General features: G+C 41.7%; 18 protein-coding genes and 2 tRNA genes. All 20 read left to right on the top strand.

The genetic code is table 11. The features are described from left to right. The first annotated feature begins 6 nt into the window (after positions 1-6). The 20 genes from H8796_RS03105 to rplB all read left to right on the top strand — a co-directional run bounded on the left by H8796_RS03105 (position 7) and on the right by rplB (position 19,317). Positions 7-78 (top strand) — tRNA-Thr (locus H8796_RS03105). A gap of 50 nt (positions 79-128) precedes the next feature. Continuing rightward, the gene (gene tuf, locus H8796_RS03100) at positions 129-1,313 is read left to right on the top strand and encodes an elongation factor Tu (RefSeq protein WP_117936366.1); all 1,185 of its coding nucleotides are present in this window, start codon (positions 129-131) and stop codon (positions 1,311-1,313) included. A gap of 53 nt (positions 1,314-1,366) precedes the next feature. After that, a tRNA-Trp gene (locus tag H8796_RS03095) sits at positions 1,367-1,439 on the top strand. 14 nt (positions 1,440-1,453) lie between these two features. Then, positions 1,454-1,645 (top strand): preprotein translocase subunit SecE, encoded by a 192-nt coding sequence (gene secE / locus H8796_RS03090; RefSeq protein ID WP_004296363.1) that lies wholly within the window; start codon positions 1,454-1,456, stop codon positions 1,643-1,645. Between the two features lie 17 nt (positions 1,646-1,662). Further along, positions 1,663-2,205: a transcription termination/antitermination protein NusG gene (gene nusG, locus H8796_RS03085; protein WP_117936368.1), complete on the top strand. Its 543-nt coding sequence runs from the start codon at positions 1,663-1,665 to the stop codon at positions 2,203-2,205. Positions 2,206-2,266: 61 nt separating this feature from the next. Further along, positions 2,267-2,710, top strand: a complete 444-nt coding sequence (gene rplK, locus H8796_RS03080) for a 50S ribosomal protein L11 (protein ID WP_005791514.1) — start codon at positions 2,267-2,269, stop codon at positions 2,708-2,710. A 15-nt stretch (positions 2,711-2,725) separates the two neighbouring features. Beyond that, positions 2,726-3,424, top strand: coding sequence for a 50S ribosomal protein L1 (gene rplA, locus H8796_RS03075; RefSeq protein ID WP_004296360.1), 699 nt, complete (start codon positions 2,726-2,728; stop codon positions 3,422-3,424). A gap of 15 nt (positions 3,425-3,439) precedes the next feature. Beyond that, positions 3,440-3,961, top strand: coding sequence for a 50S ribosomal protein L10 (rplJ, locus tag H8796_RS03070; RefSeq protein WP_117936370.1), 522 nt, complete (start codon positions 3,440-3,442; stop codon positions 3,959-3,961). Positions 3,962-4,052: 91 nt separating this feature from the next. Beyond that, positions 4,053-4,427, top strand: a complete 375-nt coding sequence (gene rplL, locus H8796_RS03065) for a 50S ribosomal protein L7/L12 (RefSeq protein ID WP_004296358.1) — start codon at positions 4,053-4,055, stop codon at positions 4,425-4,427. Between the two features lie 104 nt (positions 4,428-4,531). Continuing rightward, a complete protein-coding gene (gene rpoB / locus H8796_RS03060) occupies positions 4,532-8,344 on the top strand; it encodes a DNA-directed RNA polymerase subunit beta (protein WP_117936372.1) in 3,813 nt (1,270 codons plus the stop codon). Between the two features lie 120 nt (positions 8,345-8,464). Then, entirely contained in the window at positions 8,465-12,748 is a 4,284-nt protein-coding gene (gene rpoC, locus H8796_RS03055; protein ID WP_117936374.1) for a DNA-directed RNA polymerase subunit beta', read from the top strand. A 145-nt stretch (positions 12,749-12,893) separates the two neighbouring features. After that, the gene (locus H8796_RS03050) at positions 12,894-13,202 is read left to right on the top strand and encodes a DUF3467 domain-containing protein (protein ID WP_117936376.1); all 309 of its coding nucleotides are present in this window, start codon (positions 12,894-12,896) and stop codon (positions 13,200-13,202) included. Positions 13,203-13,338: 136 nt separating this feature from the next. Further along, on the top strand, positions 13,339-13,749 hold the full coding sequence (rpsL, locus tag H8796_RS03045) for a 30S ribosomal protein S12 (RefSeq protein WP_002558078.1): 411 nt from the start codon (positions 13,339-13,341) through the stop codon (positions 13,747-13,749). A 144-nt stretch (positions 13,750-13,893) separates the two neighbouring features. Then, positions 13,894-14,370 (top strand): 30S ribosomal protein S7, encoded by a 477-nt coding sequence (gene rpsG, locus H8796_RS03040; protein ID WP_004307540.1) that lies wholly within the window; start codon positions 13,894-13,896, stop codon positions 14,368-14,370. A gap of 45 nt (positions 14,371-14,415) precedes the next feature. Further along, positions 14,416-16,533, top strand: coding sequence for an elongation factor G (fusA, locus tag H8796_RS03035; RefSeq protein ID WP_117936379.1), 2,118 nt, complete (start codon positions 14,416-14,418; stop codon positions 16,531-16,533). Between the two features lie 79 nt (positions 16,534-16,612). Beyond that, positions 16,613-16,918 carry a 30S ribosomal protein S10 gene (gene rpsJ, locus H8796_RS03030; protein ID WP_002558075.1) on the top strand — a complete coding sequence of 102 codons (306 nt, stop codon included), beginning with the start codon at positions 16,613-16,615 and terminating at the stop codon, positions 16,916-16,918. Positions 16,919-16,936: 18 nt separating this feature from the next. After that, positions 16,937-17,554 carry a 50S ribosomal protein L3 gene (rplC, locus tag H8796_RS03025; protein WP_117936381.1) on the top strand — a complete coding sequence of 206 codons (618 nt, stop codon included), beginning with the start codon at positions 16,937-16,939 and terminating at the stop codon, positions 17,552-17,554. Beyond that, positions 17,554-18,180 carry a 50S ribosomal protein L4 gene (gene rplD, locus H8796_RS03020; protein WP_117936383.1) on the top strand — a complete coding sequence of 209 codons (627 nt, stop codon included), beginning with the start codon at positions 17,554-17,556 and terminating at the stop codon, positions 18,178-18,180. The genes rplC and rplD overlap by 1 nt, the downstream gene beginning before the upstream one ends. Positions 18,181-18,196: 16 nt before the next feature. Continuing rightward, positions 18,197-18,487: a 50S ribosomal protein L23 gene (gene rplW, locus H8796_RS03015; RefSeq protein ID WP_004296347.1), complete on the top strand. Its 291-nt coding sequence runs from the start codon at positions 18,197-18,199 to the stop codon at positions 18,485-18,487. Between the two features lie 5 nt (positions 18,488-18,492). Continuing rightward, positions 18,493-19,317 carry a 50S ribosomal protein L2 gene (gene rplB / locus H8796_RS03010; protein ID WP_117936385.1) on the top strand — a complete coding sequence of 275 codons (825 nt, stop codon included), beginning with the start codon at positions 18,493-18,495 and terminating at the stop codon, positions 19,315-19,317. The last annotated feature ends 18 nt before the right edge of the window (positions 19,318-19,335 follow it).

The following is a 19,335-nucleotide window of genomic DNA, read 5'->3' as shown; positions in this document are numbered from 1 at the left end:
TTTCTTGCTGTTATAGCTCAGTGGTAGAGCACTTCCTTGGTAAGGAAGAGGTCCCGGGTTCAAGTCCCGGTAACAGCTCATAAGGATGTAAATGCTGATTATTAATCAAATAAATAACAAGTAAAGCTATGGCTAAAGAGAAATTTGAACGTACCAAGCCGCATGTAAACATTGGTACAATCGGTCACGTAGACCACGGTAAGACAACGTTGACAGCTGCTATCACTACAGTGTTGGCAAAAAAAGGTCTTTCAGAATTGCGTTCTTTCGATTCTATCGACAACGCTCCTGAAGAAAAAGAAAGAGGTATTACTATCAATACTTCTCACGTTGAATATCAAACAGCTAACCGTCACTATGCACACGTAGACTGCCCGGGTCACGCCGACTACGTAAAGAACATGGTAACTGGTGCTGCTCAGATGGACGGTGCTATCATCGTTTGTGCTGCAACTGATGGTCCGATGCCTCAAACTCGCGAACACATTCTGTTGGCTCGTCAGGTAAACGTACCTCGTCTGGTTGTATTCTTGAACAAATGCGATATGGTAGACGACGAAGAAATGTTGGAACTTGTTGAAATGGAAATGAGAGAACTTCTTTCATTCTATGATTTCGACGGTGACAATACTCCTATCATCCGTGGTTCTGCTCTTGGCGCATTGAACGGTGTTGAAAAATGGGAAGACAAAGTTATGGAACTGATGGATGCAGTTGATAACTGGATTCCACTGCCTCCGCGTGATGTTGATAAACCTTTCTTGATGCCGGTTGAAGACGTGTTCTCTATCACAGGTCGTGGTACTGTAGCAACAGGTCGTATTGAAACAGGTATCATCCATGTTGGTGATGAAATCGAAATCCTAGGTTTGGGTGAAGATAAGAAATCAGTTGTAACTGGTGTTGAAATGTTCCGTAAACTGTTGGATCAAGGTGAAGCTGGTGACAACGTAGGTCTTTTGCTGCGTGGTATTGACAAGAACGAAATCAAACGTGGTATGGTTCTTTGTAAACCGGGTCAGATTAAACCGCACTCTAAATTCAAAGCTGAGGTTTATATCTTGAAGAAAGAAGAAGGTGGTCGTCACACTCCGTTCCACAACAAATACCGTCCTCAGTTCTACTTGCGTACTATGGACTGTACAGGTGAAATCACTTTGCCGGAAGGAACAGAAATGGTAATGCCGGGTGATAACGTAACTATTACAGTTGAGTTGATCTACCCAGTAGCATTGAACCCGGGTCTTCGTTTCGCTATCCGCGAAGGTGGACGTACGGTAGGTGCTGGTCAGATTACTGAAATTATCGACTAATACACAATAATTAATCAGTTCCCGGTTTTTTATCGGGAACTGATTATGTACACACGGGAGTAGCTCAGTTGGTAGAGCACCGGTCTCCAAAACCGGGTGTCGGGAGTTCGAGCCTCTCCTCCCGTGCTAATATTATTGAAATGAAAAAGGTAATAGCTTATATTAAAGAATCTTACGACGAACTTGTACATAAAGTATCGTGGCCTACGTATTCTGAACTTGCTAACAGTGCAGTAGTTGTTTTATATGCTTCCCTGCTTATTGCATTGGTAGTATGGGGTATGGATGTCTGTTTCCAGAACTTCATGGAAAAAATCGTTTATCCACATTAAAAAAATAGGAATTGAAAATGGCTGAGATTGAAAAGAAATGGTACGTTCTGCGTGCTATTAGTGGAAAAGAAGCTAAGGTAAAGGAATATCTTGAAGCTGATCTTAAGAACAGCGACCTTGGTGAATATGTATCTCAGGTATTGATTCCTACTGAAAAAGTTTACCAGGTTCGCAATGGCAAAAAAGTTGTGAAAGAAAGAAGTTATCTTCCTGGTTACGTTTTGGTGGAGGCTGCTTTGGTCGGTGAGGTCGCTCATCACCTGCGCAACACTCCAAATGTGATAGGCTTTTTAGGTGGCTCCGAAAAACCGGTGCCTCTCAGACAATCAGAAGTGAATCGTATACTTGGTACAGTGGACGAACTGCAGGAAACGGGTGAAGAACTCAATATTCCGTACGTGGTGGGTGAAACTGTAAAAGTTACTTTTGGACCTTTCAGCGGATTCAGTGGTATCATTGAAGAAGTGAATAGTGAAAAAAAGAAACTAAAGGTCATGGTAAAGATATTCGGGCGCAAAACGCCGCTTGAATTGGGCTTTATGCAAGTGGAAAAGGAATAACACGGAATTGTTACGCTGTTGTTGTTCTTCGTTTAATGTTTATATATAAATCAATAAAAAAATGGCTAAAGAAGTTGCTGGACTAATCAAGTTACAGATTAAAGGAGGCGCTGCAAATCCATCACCTCCCGTTGGACCTGCTTTGGGTTCTAAGGGTATCAATATCATGGAATTTTGCAAGCAATTCAATGCCAGAACCCAAGACAAAGCAGGTAAGATTTTACCTGTTATCATTACTTACTACGCAGATAAGTCTTTCGATTTTGTAATCAAGACTCCTCCCGTTGCTATTCAATTACTTGAAGTAGCTAAGGTAAAGAGTGGTTCTGCTGAGCCTAACCGTAAGAAAGTTGCCGAGATTACTTGGGAACAGGTTCGTACGATTGCTCAGGACAAAATGGTTGACTTAAACTGTTTTACTGTGGAAGCTGCCATGAGAATGGTTGCAGGTACAGCTAGAAGTATGGGTATCGCTGTAAAAGGGGAGTTCCCGGTTAATAATTAATAAACTTCAATTGTAATGGGTAAACTGACAAAAAATCAAAAGTTAGCTGCAGAAAAGATTGAAGCAGGGAAAGCATACTCACTGAAAGAAGCTGCATCTTTGGTAAAAGAAATCACTTTTTCCAAGTTCGATGCTTCACTGGATATTGATGTACGTTTAGGGGTTGACCCGCGTAAAGCTAACCAGATGGTGAGAGGTGTTGTTTCACTTCCTCATGGTACTGGTAAAGAAGTGCGTGTGTTGGTACTTTGTACACCGGATGCTGAAGCTGCTGCAAAAGAAGCTGGTGCTGACTATGTTGGTCTTGACGAATATATTGAAAAGATCAAAGGTGGATGGACTGATATTGATGTAATCATCACTATGCCATCTATCATGGGTAAAATTGGTGCACTCGGTCGTGTACTCGGTCCTCGTGGATTGATGCCGAACCCTAAGAGTGGTACTGTAACTATGGATGTTGCTAAGGCTGTAAAAGAAGTAAAACAAGGTAAGATTGACTTTAAAGTTGATAAGAGCGGTATCGTTCATACTTCTATCGGTAAGGTTTCATTCAGTCCTGATCAGATTCGCGACAATGCGAAAGAGTTCATCTCTACTCTGAACAAACTGAAACCGACCGCAGCAAAGGGTACATATATTAAGAGTATTTATCTTTCTAGTACAATGAGTGCGGGTATTAAGATCGACCCGAAATCAGTGGATGAAATCTAATAAAACAGAGAAATAATGAGAAAGGAAGATAAAAGTACGATTATAGAGCAAATTGCTGCTACAGTAAAGGAATATGGTCACTTCTACTTGGTAGACGTTACAGCGATGAACGCTGCTGCTACCAGTGCATTGAGAAGAGATTGTTTTAAATCAGACATCAAATTGATGGTGGTTAAAAACACGTTACTTCACAAAGCACTTGAAAGCCTGGAAGAAGACTTCTCACCTCTTTACGATTCTTTGAAAGGTACTACTGCTGTTATGTTTAGCAATACTGCAAACGTTCCTGCTAAGTTAATCAAAGACAAAGCGAAAGACGGTATTCCCGGACTGAAAGCTGCATATGCAGAAGAAAGCTTCTACATTGGTGCAGATCAATTGGATGCTCTCGTTGCAATCAAGAGTAAGAATGAAGTTATCGCCGATATCGTTGCACTGTTGCAATCTCCGGCCAAGAATGTTATTTCTGCTCTTCAATCAGGTGGTAACACCCTTCACGGAGTTCTCAAGACTCTTGGTGAACGTACCGAAGCGTAAAAATGGAAAAAGGCGTCACAGCCTTGGGAATAACATCCCGAATAATTTTCAAAAATCAACAAGTATTTAAACAATTAAAATCATACAAAAAATGGCAGATTTGAAAGCTTTTGCAGAACAATTAGTTAACTTGACAGTAAAAGAAGTTAATGAACTTGCAACTATCCTTAAAGAAGAATACGGTATTGAACCTGCTGCTGCAGCTGTAGCTGTTGCTGCTGGTCCTGCAGCTGGTGCTGCTGCCGCAGAAGAAAAAACTTCTTTCGACGTAGTATTGAAGAGCGCTGGTGCAGCTAAACTTCAGGTAGTTAAGGCCGTTAAGGAAGCTTGTGGTCTTGGTTTGAAAGAAGCTAAAGACTTGGTAGACGGTGCTCCTAGCACAGTAAAAGAAGGTTTGGCTAAAGACGAAGCAGAATCATTGAAGAAAACATTGGAAGAAGCTGGAGCTGAAGTTGAACTTAAATAACATTGGCCTGGTAATCAGGTAATTCGGTTAGGAATCCTTCACAAGAGGATTCTTAACCTTTTTGTGTATATATTTCAAATTAAGTTCTCCAAATTCATTGACAGATGTCTTCAAATACTGTAAATCAAAGAGTTAATTTTGCTTCGACTAAGAATCCGCTCGAATACCCGGATTTTCTGGAAGTACAATTGAAGTCATTCCAAGACTTTCTACAATTAGATACCCCACCTGAAAAGCGCAAGAATGAGGGATTGTATAAAGTATTTGCTGAAAACTTCCCTATTGCCGATACAAGAAACAATTTTGTTCTTGAGTTTCTGGACTATTATATTGATCCGCCGCGTTATACCATCGATGATTGTATAGAGCGTGGGCTTACTTATAGTGTTCCTTTAAAAGCGAAACTTAAGCTTTACTGTACGGACCCCGATCATGAGGATTTTGATACAGTGATTCAGGACGTATTCCTCGGCCCGATTCCTTATATGACTGATAAGGCTACTTTCGTCATTAACGGTGCCGAACGCGTAGTTGTGTCACAGCTTCACCGTTCTCCGGGTGTGTTCTTCGGTCAGAGTGTACATGCCAATGGTACGAAACTTTATTCGGCTCGTATTATTCCGTTTAAGGGTTCGTGGATTGAGTTTGCTACTGACATCAATAATGTGATGTACGCATACATCGACCGTAAGAAGAAATTGCCGGTAACGACTTTGTTGCGTGCAATTGGCTTCGAGAATGACAAAGATATTCTTGAGATTTTCAACCTTGCAGAAGATGTAAAGGTGAACAAGACAAATCTGAAGAAAGTGCTAGGTCGTAAATTGGCGGCACGTGTCTTGAAAACATGGATTGAAGATTTCGTTGATGAAGATACCGGTGAAGTGGTTTCTATTGAGCGTAACGAAGTTATTATCGATCGTGAAACCGTACTGGAAGAGGAGCATATTGATGAAATTTTGGAGTCGGGAGTTCAGAACATCCTTTTACATAAAGATGAACCGAACCAGTCCGATTTCTCTATCATATATAATACACTGCAGAAGGACCCGAGTAACTCGGAAAAAGAGGCTGTGTTGTATATCTACCGTCAGTTGCGTAACGCTGATCCGGCTGATGACGCAAGTGCAAGGGAGGTTATCAACAACCTGTTCTTCTCTGAAAAACGATATGACCTTGGTGATGTAGGTCGTTACAGAATCAACAAAAAGTTGAATTTGACGACTGATATGGACGTGCGTGTCCTCACGAAGGAAGATATCATTGAAATCATCAAATATCTGATTGAGCTGATTAACTCAAAAGCAGATGTGGATGATATTGACCACTTGAGTAACCGTCGTGTACGTACAGTAGGTGAGCAGCTTTCTAATCAGTTTGCTGTTGGTCTGGCTCGTATGTCTCGTACGATTCGCGAACGTATGAACGTTCGTGACAATGAAGTGTTTACTCCGATTGATTTGATTAACGCAAAGACAATCTCTTCTGTAATTAACTCATTCTTCGGAACGAATGCATTGTCTCAGTTCATGGACCAGACAAACCCCTTGGCTGAAATCACGCACAAGCGTCGTATGTCTGCCCTTGGTCCTGGTGGTCTTTCCCGTGAACGTGCCGGATTTGAGGTTCGTGACGTTCACTACACACACTATGGTCGTCTTTGTCCGATTGAGACTCCTGAAGGTCCGAACATCGGTTTGATTTCTTCATTGTGTGTATTTGCTAAGATTAATGATCTGGGATTCATTGAAACTCCGTACCGTAAGGTGGAAAACGGAAAAGTGGATCTTTCGGATAACGGTCTGATTTATCTGACTGCTGAAGAAGAGGAAGAAAAGGTTATTGCACAGGGAAATGCTCCGTTGAATGATGACGGTACATTTGTGCGTAACAAAGTTAAATCTCGTCAGGATGCTGACTTCCCGGTTGTTGAACCGACAGAGGTTGATTTGATGGACGTTTCTCCTCAGCAGATTGCATCAATCGCGGCTTCATTGATTCCGTTCCTGGAACATGATGATGCTAACCGTGCATTGATGGGATCAAACATGATGCGTCAGGCGGTTCCTTTATTGAGAAGTGAAGCGCCGATCGTAGGTACAGGTATAGAACGTCAGTTGGTAAGAGACTCTCGTACGCAGATTACTGCGGAAGGAGATGGTGTTGTTGACTACGTTGATGCTACTACTATCCGTATTTTGTATGACCGTACAGAAGACGAAGAATTCGTAAGTTTCGAACCTGCTTTGAAAGAATATAGAATACCTAAGTTCCGTAAGACTAACCAGAACATGACGATTGACTTGCGTCCGATTTGTGACAGAGGCCAACGTGTGAAGAAAGGTGACATCTTGACTGAAGGTTATTCTACTGAAAAGGGTGAATTGGCATTGGGTAAGAACCTGTTGGTTGCTTACATGCCTTGGAAAGGTTACAACTATGAGGATGCTATCGTATTGAACGAACGTGTGGTACGCGAAGACTTGTTGACTTCGGTTCACGTAGAGGAATATTCTCTGGAAGTTCGTGAAACAAAACGTGGTATGGAAGAGTTGACTTCTGATATCCCGAATGTAAGTGAAGAAGCTACTAAAGACCTGGATGAAAATGGTATCGTAAGAATCGGTGCTCGTATCGAGCCGGGTGATATCATGATTGGTAAGATTACACCGAAGGGTGAATCTGATCCTTCTCCGGAAGAAAAATTGCTTCGTGCCATCTTTGGTGATAAGGCAGGTGATGTGAAAGATGCTTCATTGAAAGCTTCTCCTTCTTTGAAAGGTGTTGTGATCGATAAGAAACTTTTCTCACGTGTGATTAAGAATCGTAGTTCTAAGCTAGCGGATAAAGCATTGTTGCCTAAGATCGATGATGAATTTGAGTCTAAGGTAGCTGATCTGAAACGTATCCTGGTTAAGAAACTGATGACTTTGACTGAAGGTAAGGTTTCTCAAGGTGTGAAGGATTATCTGGGTGCGGAAGTAATTGCGAAAGGTTCTAAGTTCAGTGCTTCTGATTTTGATTCACTTGACTTTACTTCTATTCAGTTAAGCAACTGGACCAGTGATGACCATATTAATGGTATGATTCGTGATCTGGTGATGAATTTCATTAAGAAATACAAAGAGCTGGATGCTGAATTGAAACGTAAGAAGTTTGCTATTACAATTGGTGATGAACTTCCAGCTGGTATTATCCAGATGGCAAAAGTATATATTGCTAAGAAGCGTAAGATTGGTGTGGGTGATAAGATGGCAGGTCGCCACGGTAACAAGGGTATTGTATCCCGCGTTGTTCGTCAGGAAGATATGCCGTTCTTGTCGGATGGTACTCCGGTTGACATCGTATTGAATCCGTTGGGTGTGCCTTCTCGTATGAACATTGGTCAGATTTTTGAAGCTGTATTAGGACGTGCCGGAAAAACATTGGGTGTGAAATTTGCAACTCCTATTTTCGACGGTGCTACAATGGAAGATCTGGATCAGTGGACAGACAAGGCAGGATTGCCTCGCTACTGTAAAACTTATCTTTGTGATGGTGGTACAGGTGAGCAATTTGACCAGGCAGCTACTGTGGGTGTGACTTACATGTTGAAGTTGGGCCACATGGTTGAAGACAAGATGCATGCTCGTTCTATCGGTCCGTACTCATTGATTACTCAGCAACCTCTTGGTGGTAAAGCACAGTTCGGTGGTCAGCGTTTTGGAGAAATGGAGGTTTGGGCACTCGAAGGTTTTGGTGCTGCTCATATCCTGCAGGAAATCCTTACTATCAAGTCTGATGACGTGGTAGGACGTTCGAAAGCTTATGAAGCAATTGTGAAAGGTGAACCGATGCCGCAACCTGGCATTCCGGAATCCTTGAACGTATTGTTACACGAGTTGAGAGGATTAGGTTTGAGTATCAACCTAGAATAATTAATAAATTGAGAATTGAGAATTGAAAATTGAGAACGGATTGTTTTTAGTTTTCAGTTTTCATTCTTTGGTTTCTTAATTTTTAATTTTTAATTTTCCATTTTCAATTAAATATAGAGTATGGCTTTTAGAAAAGAAAATAAGACGAAAAGTAATTTCTCGAAGATCTCAATTGGTCTGGCTTCTCCGGAAGAAATCCTTGAGAATTCGAGTGGTGAAGTTTTGAAGCCTGAAACCATTAATTACCGTACGTACAAACCCGAACGTGATGGTTTGTTCTGCGAGCGCATTTTTGGTCCTATCAAGGATTATGAATGTCATTGCGGTAAATACAAGCGTATCCGTTATAAAGGTATCGTCTGCGACCGTTGTGGTGTGGAAGTTACTGAAAAGAAAGTACGCCGTGAACGTATGGGACATATCCAGCTGGTTGTGCCGGTGGCTCACATCTGGTATTTCCGTTCGCTCCCTAATAAAATCGGTTATTTGCTCGGACTGCCGACGAAGAAACTGGATTCGATTATATACTACGAACGTTATGTTGTCATTCAGCCGGGTGTAAAAGCTGAAGACGGTGTAGCTGAATATGATTTGCTTTCGGAAGAAGAATATCTGGATATCCTGGATACACTTCCAAAAGATAATCAATATCTTGAAGATAATGATCCGAACAAGTTTGTTGCAAAGATGGGTGCTGAAGCTATCTATGATTTGCTGGCTCGTCTGGATCTGGATGCTTTGTCTTACGAATTGCGTCACCGTGCAGGTAACGATGCTTCACAGCAACGTAAGAATGAGGCTTTGAAACGTCTTCAGGTAGTAGAATCGTTCCGTGCATCACGTGGACGCAACAAACCGGAATGGATGATTGTACGTATCGTACCGGTTATCCCACCCGAACTTCGTCCGTTGGTTCCGTTGGATGGTGGTCGTTTTGCTACATCTGACTTGAACGACCTTTATCGTCGTGTGATTATCCGTAATAACCGTCTGAAACGACTGATTGAAATCAAAGCTCCGGAAGTGATCTTGCGTAATGAAAAACGTATGCTTCAGGAATCTGTCGATTCTTTGTTTGATAACTCACGTAAGTCAAGTGCTGTGAAAACAGACGCCAATCGCCCGTTGAAGTCATTGTCTGACAGCTTGAAAGGTAAACAAGGACGTTTCCGTCAGAACTTGCTGGGTAAGCGTGTTGACTACTCTGCTCGTTCGGTAATCGTCGTTGGTCCGGAATTGAAGATGGGTGAGTGTGGTATTCCTAAATTGATGGCTGCCGAATTATACAAGCCGTTTATTATTCGTAAGCTCATCGAACGCGGTATCGTTAAGACTGTGAAGTCTGCCAAGAAGATCGTTGACCGCAAGGAACCGGTGATCTGGGATATTCTGGAACATGTAATGAAAGGACATCCGGTACTGTTGAACCGTGCTCCGACATTGCACCGTCTGGGTATTCAGGCTTTCCAGCCTAAGATGATTGAAGGTAAAGCTATTCAGTTGCACCCGTTGGCATGTACGGCATTCAACGCCGACTTTGACGGTGACCAGATGGCTGTTCACTTGCCTTTGAGTAATGAAGCAATTTTGGAAGCACAAATGTTGATGCTTCAATCACATAATATCTTGAACCCGGCAAACGGTGCGCCTATTACTGTGCCTGCACAGGATATGGTTCTTGGTTTGTACTATATAACTAAGTTGCGTGCTGGTGCGAAAGGGGAAGGTCTGACATTCTACGGACCGGAAGAGGCGTTGATCGCTTACAATGAAGGTAAGGTAGATATTCATGCTCCGGTGAAAGTTATCGTGAAAGACGTTGATGAAAATGGTAACATTGTAGACGTAATGCGCGAAACTTCGGTGGGACGTGTGATTGTTAATGAAATCGTTCCGCCTGAAGCTGGTTATATCAATACAATTATCTCTAAGAAATCTCTTCGTGATATTATTAGTGATGTAATTAAAGTATGTGGTGTGGCTAAGGCTGCCGACTTCCTGGACGGAATCAAGAACTTAGGTTATCAGATGGCGTTCAAGGGTGGTTTGTCATTCAACTTGGGTGATATTATCATTCCGAAGGAAAAAGAAACGTTAGTGCAGAAAGGTTACGACGAAGTAGAACAAGTCGTAAACAACTATAACATGGGTTTCATTACCAACAATGAACGTTACAATCAGGTGATCGATATCTGGACACATGTAAACTCTGAGCTGTCTAATATCCTGATGAAGACAATTTCTTCGGATGATCAGGGATTCAACTCTGTATATATGATGCTTGACTCTGGTGCCCGTGGTTCTAAAGAACAGATTCGTCAGTTGTCAGGTATGCGTGGTTTGATGGCAAAACCGCAGAAAGCAGGTGCTGAAGGTGGTCAGATCATCGAGAACCCGATTTTGTCAAACTTTAAAGAAGGACTTTCGGTGTTGGAGTACTTTATCTCTACCCACGGTGCTCGTAAAGGTTTGGCAGATACCGCTTTGAAGACTGCCGATGCCGGTTATCTGACTCGTCGTCTGGTGGACGTATCACACGATGTGATTATTACAGAAGAAGACTGCGGTACACTTCGCGGATTGGTTTGTACAGACCTTAAGAATAACGATGAAGTTATTGCTACCCTGTACGAACGTATCTTAGGACGTGTTTCCGTACATGATATTATTCATCCCACAACTGGTGAATTGCTTGTTGCCGGTGGGGAAGAAATCACAGAAGAAGTTGCCAAGAAGATTCAGGACTCTCCGATTGAGAGTGTTGAAATCCGCTCGGTATTAACTTGTGAAGCGAAGAAGGGTGTTTGTGCTAAATGTTACGGACGTAACCTGGCTACGAGCCGTATGGTTCAGAAGGGTGAAGCTGTCGGTGTAATCGCTGCTCAGTCTATTGGTGAGCCGGGTACACAGTTGACATTGCGTACATTCCACGCCGGTGGTACTGCTGCGAATATTGCTGCTAATGCAAGTATCGTTGCTAAAAACAATGCACGTCTTGAATTTGAAGAGTTGCGTACGGTAGACATCGTTGACGAGATGGGTGAATCTGCTAAAGTGGTAGTAGGTCGTTTGGCCGAAGTACGCTTTGTGGATGTGAACACAGGTATAGTTCTTTCTACTCATAACGTTCCTTATGGTTCAACACTGTATGTAGGTGACGGTGATTTGGTAGAAAAGGGCAAGCTGATTGCTAAGTGGGACCCGTTCAACGCTGTAATTATCACAGAAGCAACTGGTAAGATCGAATTTGAGGGCGTAATTGAAAACGTTACTTATAAGGTTGAATCGGATGAAGCAACAGGTCTTCGTGAAATTATTATTATTGAATCCAAGGATAAAACCAAAGTTCCTACAGCTCATATCTTGACAGAGGATGGTGATTTGATCCGTACTTATAACTTACCGGTAGGTGGTCACGTAATCATCGAGAACGGTCAGAAGGTAAAAGCTGGTGAAGTAATCGTGAAGATTCCGCGTGCCGTAGGTAAAGCGGGTGATATCACGGGTGGTCTTCCTCGTGTTACAGAATTGTTCGAAGCTCGTAACCCGTCAAATCCGGCTGTCGTTTCTGAAATCGACGGTGAGGTAACAATGGGTAAGATCAAACGTGGTAACCGTGAGATCATTGTAACTTCCAAGACAGGTGAGGTTAAGAAATATCTGGTTGCATTGTCTAAGCAGATTCTGGTACAGGAAAATGACTATGTACGTGCAGGTACTCCGTTGTCTGACGGTGCTACTACTCCGGCAGATATCTTGGCAATTAAAGGTCCTACAGCTGTACAAGAATATATCGTGAATGAAGTTCAGGATGTATACCGTTTGCAGGGTGTGAAGATCAATGATAAGCACTTTGAGATTATCGTTCGTCAGATGATGCGGAAGGTTCAGATTGATGAACCGGGAGATACTCGTTTCCTTGAACAGCAAGTTGTAGACAAACTGGAATTCATGGAAGAAAATGATCGTATCTGGGGTAAGAAAGTCGTAGTGGATGCTGGTGATTCTCAAAATATGCAAGCTGGTCAGATTGTAACTGCCCGCAAGTTGCGTGATGAGAACAGTATGTTGAAACGTCGTGACTTGAAACCGGTTGAGGTTCGTGACGCTGTTGCTGCTACCTCTACTCAGATCCTTCAGGGTATCACACGTGCTGCTTTGCAGACTTCAAGCTTCATGTCGGCTGCTTCCTTCCAGGAAACAACGAAAGTCTTGAATGAGGCTGCTATCAACGGTAAGATCGATAAGTTGGAAGGTATGAAGGAAAATGTGATCTGTGGTCACTTGATTCCTGCAGGTACCGGTCAGCGCGAATTCGAAAAACTCATCGTTGGATCAAAAGAAGAGTATGACCGTATTTTGGCTAACAAGAAAACAGTACTTGACTACAATGAAGTAGAATAAATACAATTCAATTGACTATATGAGAAGGAGCGATTGCCAGATTGGGTAATTGCTCTTTTTTTATTTCTTTTTTACTTGTGTGTATTACCATTAGTCTCAGGAAAAATGTGTTATTTTGCAGGATAACTTTTTAATCATATAAAATATGGAAGAACAAAATAACAACGGACAATTACAGATTGAATTGAGAGAAGAGGTAGCGCAGGGAACTTATGCAAATCTAGCTATTATTACTCATTCTAGTTCTGAATTCATCCTTGACTTCGTGCGCGTAATGCCGGGTATACCGAAGGCTGGTGTGCAATCTCGCATTATTGTGGCTCCGGAACACGCAAAACGCCTGCTGCGGGCATTGGAAGACAATATAGCAAAGTATGAACGGGTATTCGGTCCGATTCGTACTTCAGATGAACCTTCTCTTCCGCCCTTGGCGAGTGTAAAAGGCGAAGCGTGAGGATGATATAAAAACATTAAAAAAGAAAAAAAAGTTGTAGCGCATTGAATATTCAAATATTATTCGTATTTTTGCAGCCCAAAATGTATAGTTACGAAATTAATATAACAATAATATAAATCAAAAAACAATTAAAATGCCTACAATTCAGCAATTAGTAAGAAAAGGACGCGAAGTGCTGGTGGAGAAAAGTAAATCTCCAGCCTTGGATTCATGTCCTCAAAGACGTGGCGTTTGCGTGAGAGTATATACTACTACTCCGAAGAAGCCGAACTCTGCAATGCGTAAAGTAGCTCGTGTACGTTTGACTAACCAAAAAGAGGTGAACTCATACATTCCGGGAGAAGGACACAACTTGCAGGAACACTCAATCGTTTTGGTACGTGGCGGTCGTGTAAAAGACCTTCCGGGTGTACGTTATCACATCGTTCGTGGTACACTTGATACAGCAGGTGTTGCTGGTCGTACTCAAAGACGTTCTAAGTATGGTGCTAAGCGTCCGAAACCGGGACAAGCTGCTGCTCCTGCTAAAGGTAAGAAGAAATAAGGATTAAGACCTGATTAAAATTAAAGTAATAACTTACGTTTTAGTTTGTTGGAAATGCTAAAGGTTGAGTAAATTCTCCGGAGGGAGAGTTGAAGAAGTCAAGAAGTAGACAACCAAGAACAAAAAACATTATTTTTCAAACAAATGAGAAAAGCAAAACCAAAAAAACGCGTTATCCTTCCGGATCCCGTGTTTAATGACCAAAAGGTTTCTAAGTTCGTGAACCACTTGATGTATGATGGAAAGAAAAATACATCTTATGAAATCTTTTATGCCGCTCTGGAAACTGTGAAAGCAAAACTTCCTAACGAAGAAAAATCTGCTCTCGAAATCTGGAAAAAGGCTTTGGATAATGTGACTCCGCAAGTGGAAGTAAAGTCTCGCCGTGTGGGTGGTGCTACCTTCCAAGTTCCTACAGAAATCCGTCCGGATCGTAAAGAATCGATTTCAATGAAGAATCTGATCTTGTTTGCTCGTAAAAGAGGCGGTAAATCAATGGCTGACAAGTTGGCTGCTGAAATTATGGATGCCTTCAATGAACAAGGCGGCGCATACAAACGTAAAGAAGATATGCATAGAATGGCAGAAGCTAACCGTGCATTTGCTCATTTTAGATTCTAATACTGTAAGAAACCAAATATAAACTTAAAGTAAAGGAATTAGAAGATGGCTAAACATGATTTACATTTAACTCGTAATATCGGTATCATGGCTCACATTGATGCCGGAAAAACAACAACTTCTGAACGTATCCTGTTCTACACCGGATTGACTCACAAAATTGGTGAAGTTCATGACGGTGCTGCTACTATGGACTGGATGGAACAGGAACAAGAACGTGGTATTACTATTACATCTGCTGCTACAACAACAAGATGGAAATATGCTGGTGATACTTACAAAATTAACTTGATTGACACTCCGGGACACGTTGACTTTACCGCAGAGGTAGAACGTTCATTGCGTATCCTTGATGGAGCTGTGGCTGCTTACTGTGCGGTTGGTGGTGTTGAGCCTCAATCTGAAACTGTATGGCGTCAGGCTGATAAATATAATGTTCCTCGTATTGCTTATGTAAATAAGATGGACCGTTCTGGTGCTGACTTCTTTGAAGTGGTTCGCCAGATGAAGGATGTTCTTGGCGCTAATCCGTGTCCTATCGTTGTTCCTATCGGTGCAGAAGAGTCTTTTAAAGGTCTTGTTGACCTTATCAAGATGAAAGCTATCTACTGGCATGATGAAACAATGGGAGCTGACTATACTGTAGAAGAGATTCCGGCAAATCTTATCGATGAAGCTAACGAATGGAGAGATAAGATGCTTGAAAAAGTGGCTGAATTTGATGATGCTTTGATGGAGAAATATTTCGATGATCCTTCTACTATTACTGAGGAGGAAGTGTTGAGAGCTCTTCGCAATGCAACAGTTCAAATGGCTGTAGTTCCTATGCTTTGTGGGTCTTCTTTCAAGAATAAAGGTGTTCAAACTTTGCTTGACTACGTTTGCGCTTTCTTGCCTTCTCCGCTGGATACAGAAAATGTTATCGGTACCAATCCTAATACAGGGGCTGAAGAAGATCGTAAACCAAGTGATGATGAAAAAACATCAGCTTTGGCATTTAAGATTGCAACTGATCCATATGTAGGTCGTTTGACTTTCTTTCGTGTTTATTCAGGTAAAATTGAAGCAGGTTCTTATATTTACAACTCTCGCTCTGGTAAGAAAGAACGCGTTTCTCGTCTGTTCCAGATGCACTCTAACAAACAGAATCCGGTTGAAGTAGTCGGTGCTGGTGATATTGGTGCAGGTGTAGGTTTTAAAGATATTCACACTGGTGATACTTTATGTGATGAAAACGCTCCGATCGTACTTGAATCTATGGATTTCCCGGAACCAGTTATCGGTATCGCTGTAGAGCCTAAGACTCAGAAGGATATGGATAAACTGTCTAACGGTTTGGCTAAATTGGCTGAAGAAGATCCGACGTTTACTGTGAAGACAGATGAACAAACAGGTCAGACGGTTATTTCTGGTATGGGTGAGCTCCACTTGGATATCATTATTGACCGTTTGAAACGTGAATTCAAAGTTGAATGTAATCAGGGTAAACCTCAGGTTAACTATAAAGAAGCTATCACGAAGACAGTTAACTTGCGTGAAGTATATAAGAAGCAGTCTGGTGGACGTGGTAAGTTTGCTGATATCATCGTGAATATTGGTCCGGCTGATGCGGATTTCACTTTGGGTGGTTTACAGTTTGTTGACGAAGTAAAAGGTGGTAATATTCCTAAGGAATTTATTCCTGCAGTTCAGAAAGGCTTTACAAATGCCATGAAGAGTGGTGTTTTGGCAGGTTATCCGCTGGATTCATTAAAAGTTACTTTGGTTGATGGTTCATTCCATCCGGTTGACTCTGACCAGTTGTCGTTCGAAATCTGTGCAATGCAAGCTTATAAGAATGCATGTGCTAAGGCAGGTCCTGTTTTGATGGAACCTATCATGAAACTGGAAGTTGTAACTCCGGAAGAAAATATGGGTGATGTTATCGGTGACTTGAACAAACGTCGTGGACAGGTTGAAGGTATGGAATCTAGTCGTTCAGGTGCCCGTATCGTGAAAGCGATGGTTCCGCTGGCAGAAATGTTTGGTTATGTAACGGCTTTGCGTACTATCACTTCTGGTCGTGCAACTTCATCAATGACTTACTCTCATCACGCTCAGCTTTCTTCTTCTATTGCTAAGGCTGTATTGGAAGAAGTAAAAGGACGTGCTGATTTACTCTAAAATATCTAAAGCAGCAGGCTAGCGAATGACTCTTAGCCTGCCGCTTTATCTTATTATAAATGTATTAATTAAAAAAATAATGAGTCAGAAAATTAGAATTAAATTGAAATCTTACGACCACAACTTGGTTGACAAGTCAGCTGAGAAAATTGTAAGAACTGTAAAAGCTACAGGTGCTATTGTTAGCGGTCCGATACCTCTGCCTACGCACAAACGTATCTTTACTGTGAACCGTTCGACTTTCGTAAACAAAAAGTCTCGTGAGCAATTTGAACTCTCTTCTTATAAGAGATTGATCGACATTTATAGTTCAACAGCTAAGACAGTAGATGCTCTGATGAAGTTGGAATTGCCAAGTGGTGTGGAAGTAGAAATTAAAGTTTGATAATTAAAAATTAGTGAAATGCCAGGATTATTAGGAAAAAAAATCGGAATGACATCCGTTTTCAGTGCCGATGGTAAAAATGTACCATGCACTGTTATCGAAGCAGGTCCTTGTGTTGTTACTCAAGTTAAAACTGTAGAAAAAGATGGCTATGCAGCTGTTCAGTTGGGTTTCCAGGACAAAAAGGAAAAACATACAACTAAACCGTTGATGGGGCACTTTAAAAGAGCAGGAGTAACACCGAAGAGACACTTGGCTGAGTTCAAAGAATTTGAGACAGAATTGAATCTGGGTGATACTGTTACCGTAGAAATGTTTAACGACGCTAGCTTTGTTGACGTTGTTGGAACTTCTAAAGGTAAGGGTTTCCAGGGTGTAGTAAAAAGACATGGTTTTGGTGGTGTAGGTCAGGCTACTCACGGACAGCACAACCGCGCTCGTAAACCGGGTTCTATTGGTGCTTGTTCTTACCCTGCAAAAGTATTCAAGGGAATGCGCATGGGTGGACAACTTGGTGGTGACAGAGTCACTATACAAAACTTGCAGGTATTAAAAGTAATCGCGGATCATAACCTTCTTTTGGTTAAAGGTTCTATCCCGGGTTGCAAAGGTTCAATCGTATTAATTGAGAAATAATGGAAGTTAACGTATATAACATTAAAGGTGAAGACACTGGGAGAAAGGTTACGTTAAACGAATCTATCTTCGGAATTGAGCCCAACGACCACGCTATCTATTTGGACGTAAAACAATTTATGGCTAATCAGCGTCAGGGTACTCATAAGTCAAAAGAAAGAAGTGAAATCAGTGGTTCAACTCGTAAGATCGGTCGCCAGAAAGGTGGGGGCGGAGCTCGTCGTGGTGATATGAACTCGCCGGTTCTTGTAGGTGGTGCTCGCGTTTTCGGTCCGAAACCAAGAGACTACTTCTTCAAGTTGAATAAAAAAGTTAAGACATTGGCTCGTAAGTCAGCTCTGTCTTATAAAGCTAAAAACGATGCAATCGTTGTCGTTGAGGATTTCACATTTGAAGCTCCTAAGACAAAAGATTTCGTTGCAATGACAAAAAATCTTAAAGTTTCCGATAAAAAGCTACTTGTGATTTTACCGGAAGCAAATAAAAACGTATATTTGTCAGCTCGTAACATTGAGGGTGCTAATGTACAGACTATCTCGGGATTAAATACTTACAGAGTATTGAATGCTGGGGTTGTTGTGCTTACTGAAAACTCTCTGAAGGCTATTGACAATATCTTAATTTAAAAAGGAGGCTTAAATAATGGGAATTATTATTAAACCGTTGGTAACAGAGAAAATGACTGCAATCACAGATAAGCTGAATCGTTTCGGCTTTGTTGTACGTCCTGAAGCTAACAAACTGGAAATTAAGAAGGAAATTGAGGCTCTTTATAATGTTACAGTAGTTGATGTGAATACTGTGAAGTATGCTGGCAAAAATAAGAGCCGTTATACTAAAGCAGGTATCATCAATGGTCGTACGAATGCTTTCAAAAAAGCAATCGTGACATTGAAAGAAGGAGATACTATTGATTTTTATAGCAATATTTAATAAAAATGGCAGTACGTAAATTTAAGCCCACAACACCGGGGCAAAGACATAAAATTATTGGTACTTTCGAAGAAATTACTGCATCAGTACCAGAAAAGTCTCTTGTATATGGTAAGAAATCATCTGGAGGTCGTAACAACGAAGGTAAGATGACTATGCGCTACATTGGTGGCGGTCATAGAAAGGTGATTAGAATTGTTGATTTCAAGAGAAATAAGGACGGTGTTCCAGCAGTAGTTAAAACAATTGAATACGATCCGAATCGTTCGGCTCGTATCGCTCTGTTATTTTATGCTGATGGAGAAAAAAGATATATTATTGCTCCCAATGGATTGCAAGTTGGTGCGACTCTGATGTCAGGTGAAACAGCAGCGCCAGAGATTGGTAATGCTCTTCCTCTTCAAAACATTCCGGTGGGTACTGTGATTCACAATATCGAATTACGTCCGGGACAGGGTGCTGCTCTGGTTCGTTCAGCTGGTAACTTTGCTCAGTTGACTTCTCGTGAGGGTAAGTATTGTGTAATTAAGTTGCCTTCAGGTGAAGTTAGACAGATTCTTAGCACTTGTAAAGCTACTGTCGGTAGTGTAGGTAACTCTGATCATGGATTGGAAAGTTCAGGTAAAGCTGGACGTTCTCGTTGGCAAGGACGTCGTCCTCGTAACCGTGGTGTTGTAATGAACCCGGTTGATCACCCGATGGGTGGTGGTGAAGGACGTGCTTCTGGAGGTCACCCAAGATCACGTAAGGGATTGTACGCTAAGGGACTTAAGACTAGAGCTCCTAAGAAACAGTCGTCTAAGTACATTATTGAGAGAAGAAAAAAGTAATCTGATTAATTGAGTAAA

Source organism: Bacteroides sp. M10 (assembly GCF_014334015.1).
Lineage (GTDB): Bacteria > Bacteroidota > Bacteroidia > Bacteroidales > Bacteroidaceae > Bacteroides > Bacteroides intestinigallinarum.
This window is presented reverse-complemented; position numbering and strand designations above follow the sequence as displayed.

Coding starts and splice junctions, on each gene's coding strand:
- rplA (WP_004296360.1), top strand. CDS start 2,726: ATGGGTAAACTGACAAAAAATCAAAAGTTAGCTGCAGAAAAGATTGAA.
- rpoC (WP_117936374.1), top strand. CDS start 8,465: ATGGCTTTTAGAAAAGAAAATAAGACGAAAAGTAATTTCTCGAAGATC.
- rplK (WP_005791514.1), top strand. CDS start 2,267: ATGGCTAAAGAAGTTGCTGGACTAATCAAGTTACAGATTAAAGGAGGC.
- rplC (WP_117936381.1), top strand. CDS start 16,937: ATGCCAGGATTATTAGGAAAAAAAATCGGAATGACATCCGTTTTCAGT.
- rpsL (WP_002558078.1), top strand. CDS start 13,339: ATGCCTACAATTCAGCAATTAGTAAGAAAAGGACGCGAAGTGCTGGTG.
- H8796_RS03050 (WP_117936376.1), top strand. CDS start 12,894: ATGGAAGAACAAAATAACAACGGACAATTACAGATTGAATTGAGAGAA.
- rplD (WP_117936383.1), top strand. CDS start 17,554: ATGGAAGTTAACGTATATAACATTAAAGGTGAAGACACTGGGAGAAAG.
- rpsJ (WP_002558075.1), top strand. CDS start 16,613: ATGAGTCAGAAAATTAGAATTAAATTGAAATCTTACGACCACAACTTG.
- secE (WP_004296363.1), top strand. CDS start 1,454: ATGAAAAAGGTAATAGCTTATATTAAAGAATCTTACGACGAACTTGTA.
- fusA (WP_117936379.1), top strand. CDS start 14,416: ATGGCTAAACATGATTTACATTTAACTCGTAATATCGGTATCATGGCT.
- rpoB (WP_117936372.1), top strand. CDS start 4,532: ATGTCTTCAAATACTGTAAATCAAAGAGTTAATTTTGCTTCGACTAAG.
- rplB (WP_117936385.1), top strand. CDS start 18,493: ATGGCAGTACGTAAATTTAAGCCCACAACACCGGGGCAAAGACATAAA.
- rplL (WP_004296358.1), top strand. CDS start 4,053: ATGGCAGATTTGAAAGCTTTTGCAGAACAATTAGTTAACTTGACAGTA.
- tuf (WP_117936366.1), top strand. CDS start 129: ATGGCTAAAGAGAAATTTGAACGTACCAAGCCGCATGTAAACATTGGT.
- rplJ (WP_117936370.1), top strand. CDS start 3,440: ATGAGAAAGGAAGATAAAAGTACGATTATAGAGCAAATTGCTGCTACA.
- rplW (WP_004296347.1), top strand. CDS start 18,197: ATGGGAATTATTATTAAACCGTTGGTAACAGAGAAAATGACTGCAATC.
- nusG (WP_117936368.1), top strand. CDS start 1,663: ATGGCTGAGATTGAAAAGAAATGGTACGTTCTGCGTGCTATTAGTGGA.
- rpsG (WP_004307540.1), top strand. CDS start 13,894: ATGAGAAAAGCAAAACCAAAAAAACGCGTTATCCTTCCGGATCCCGTG.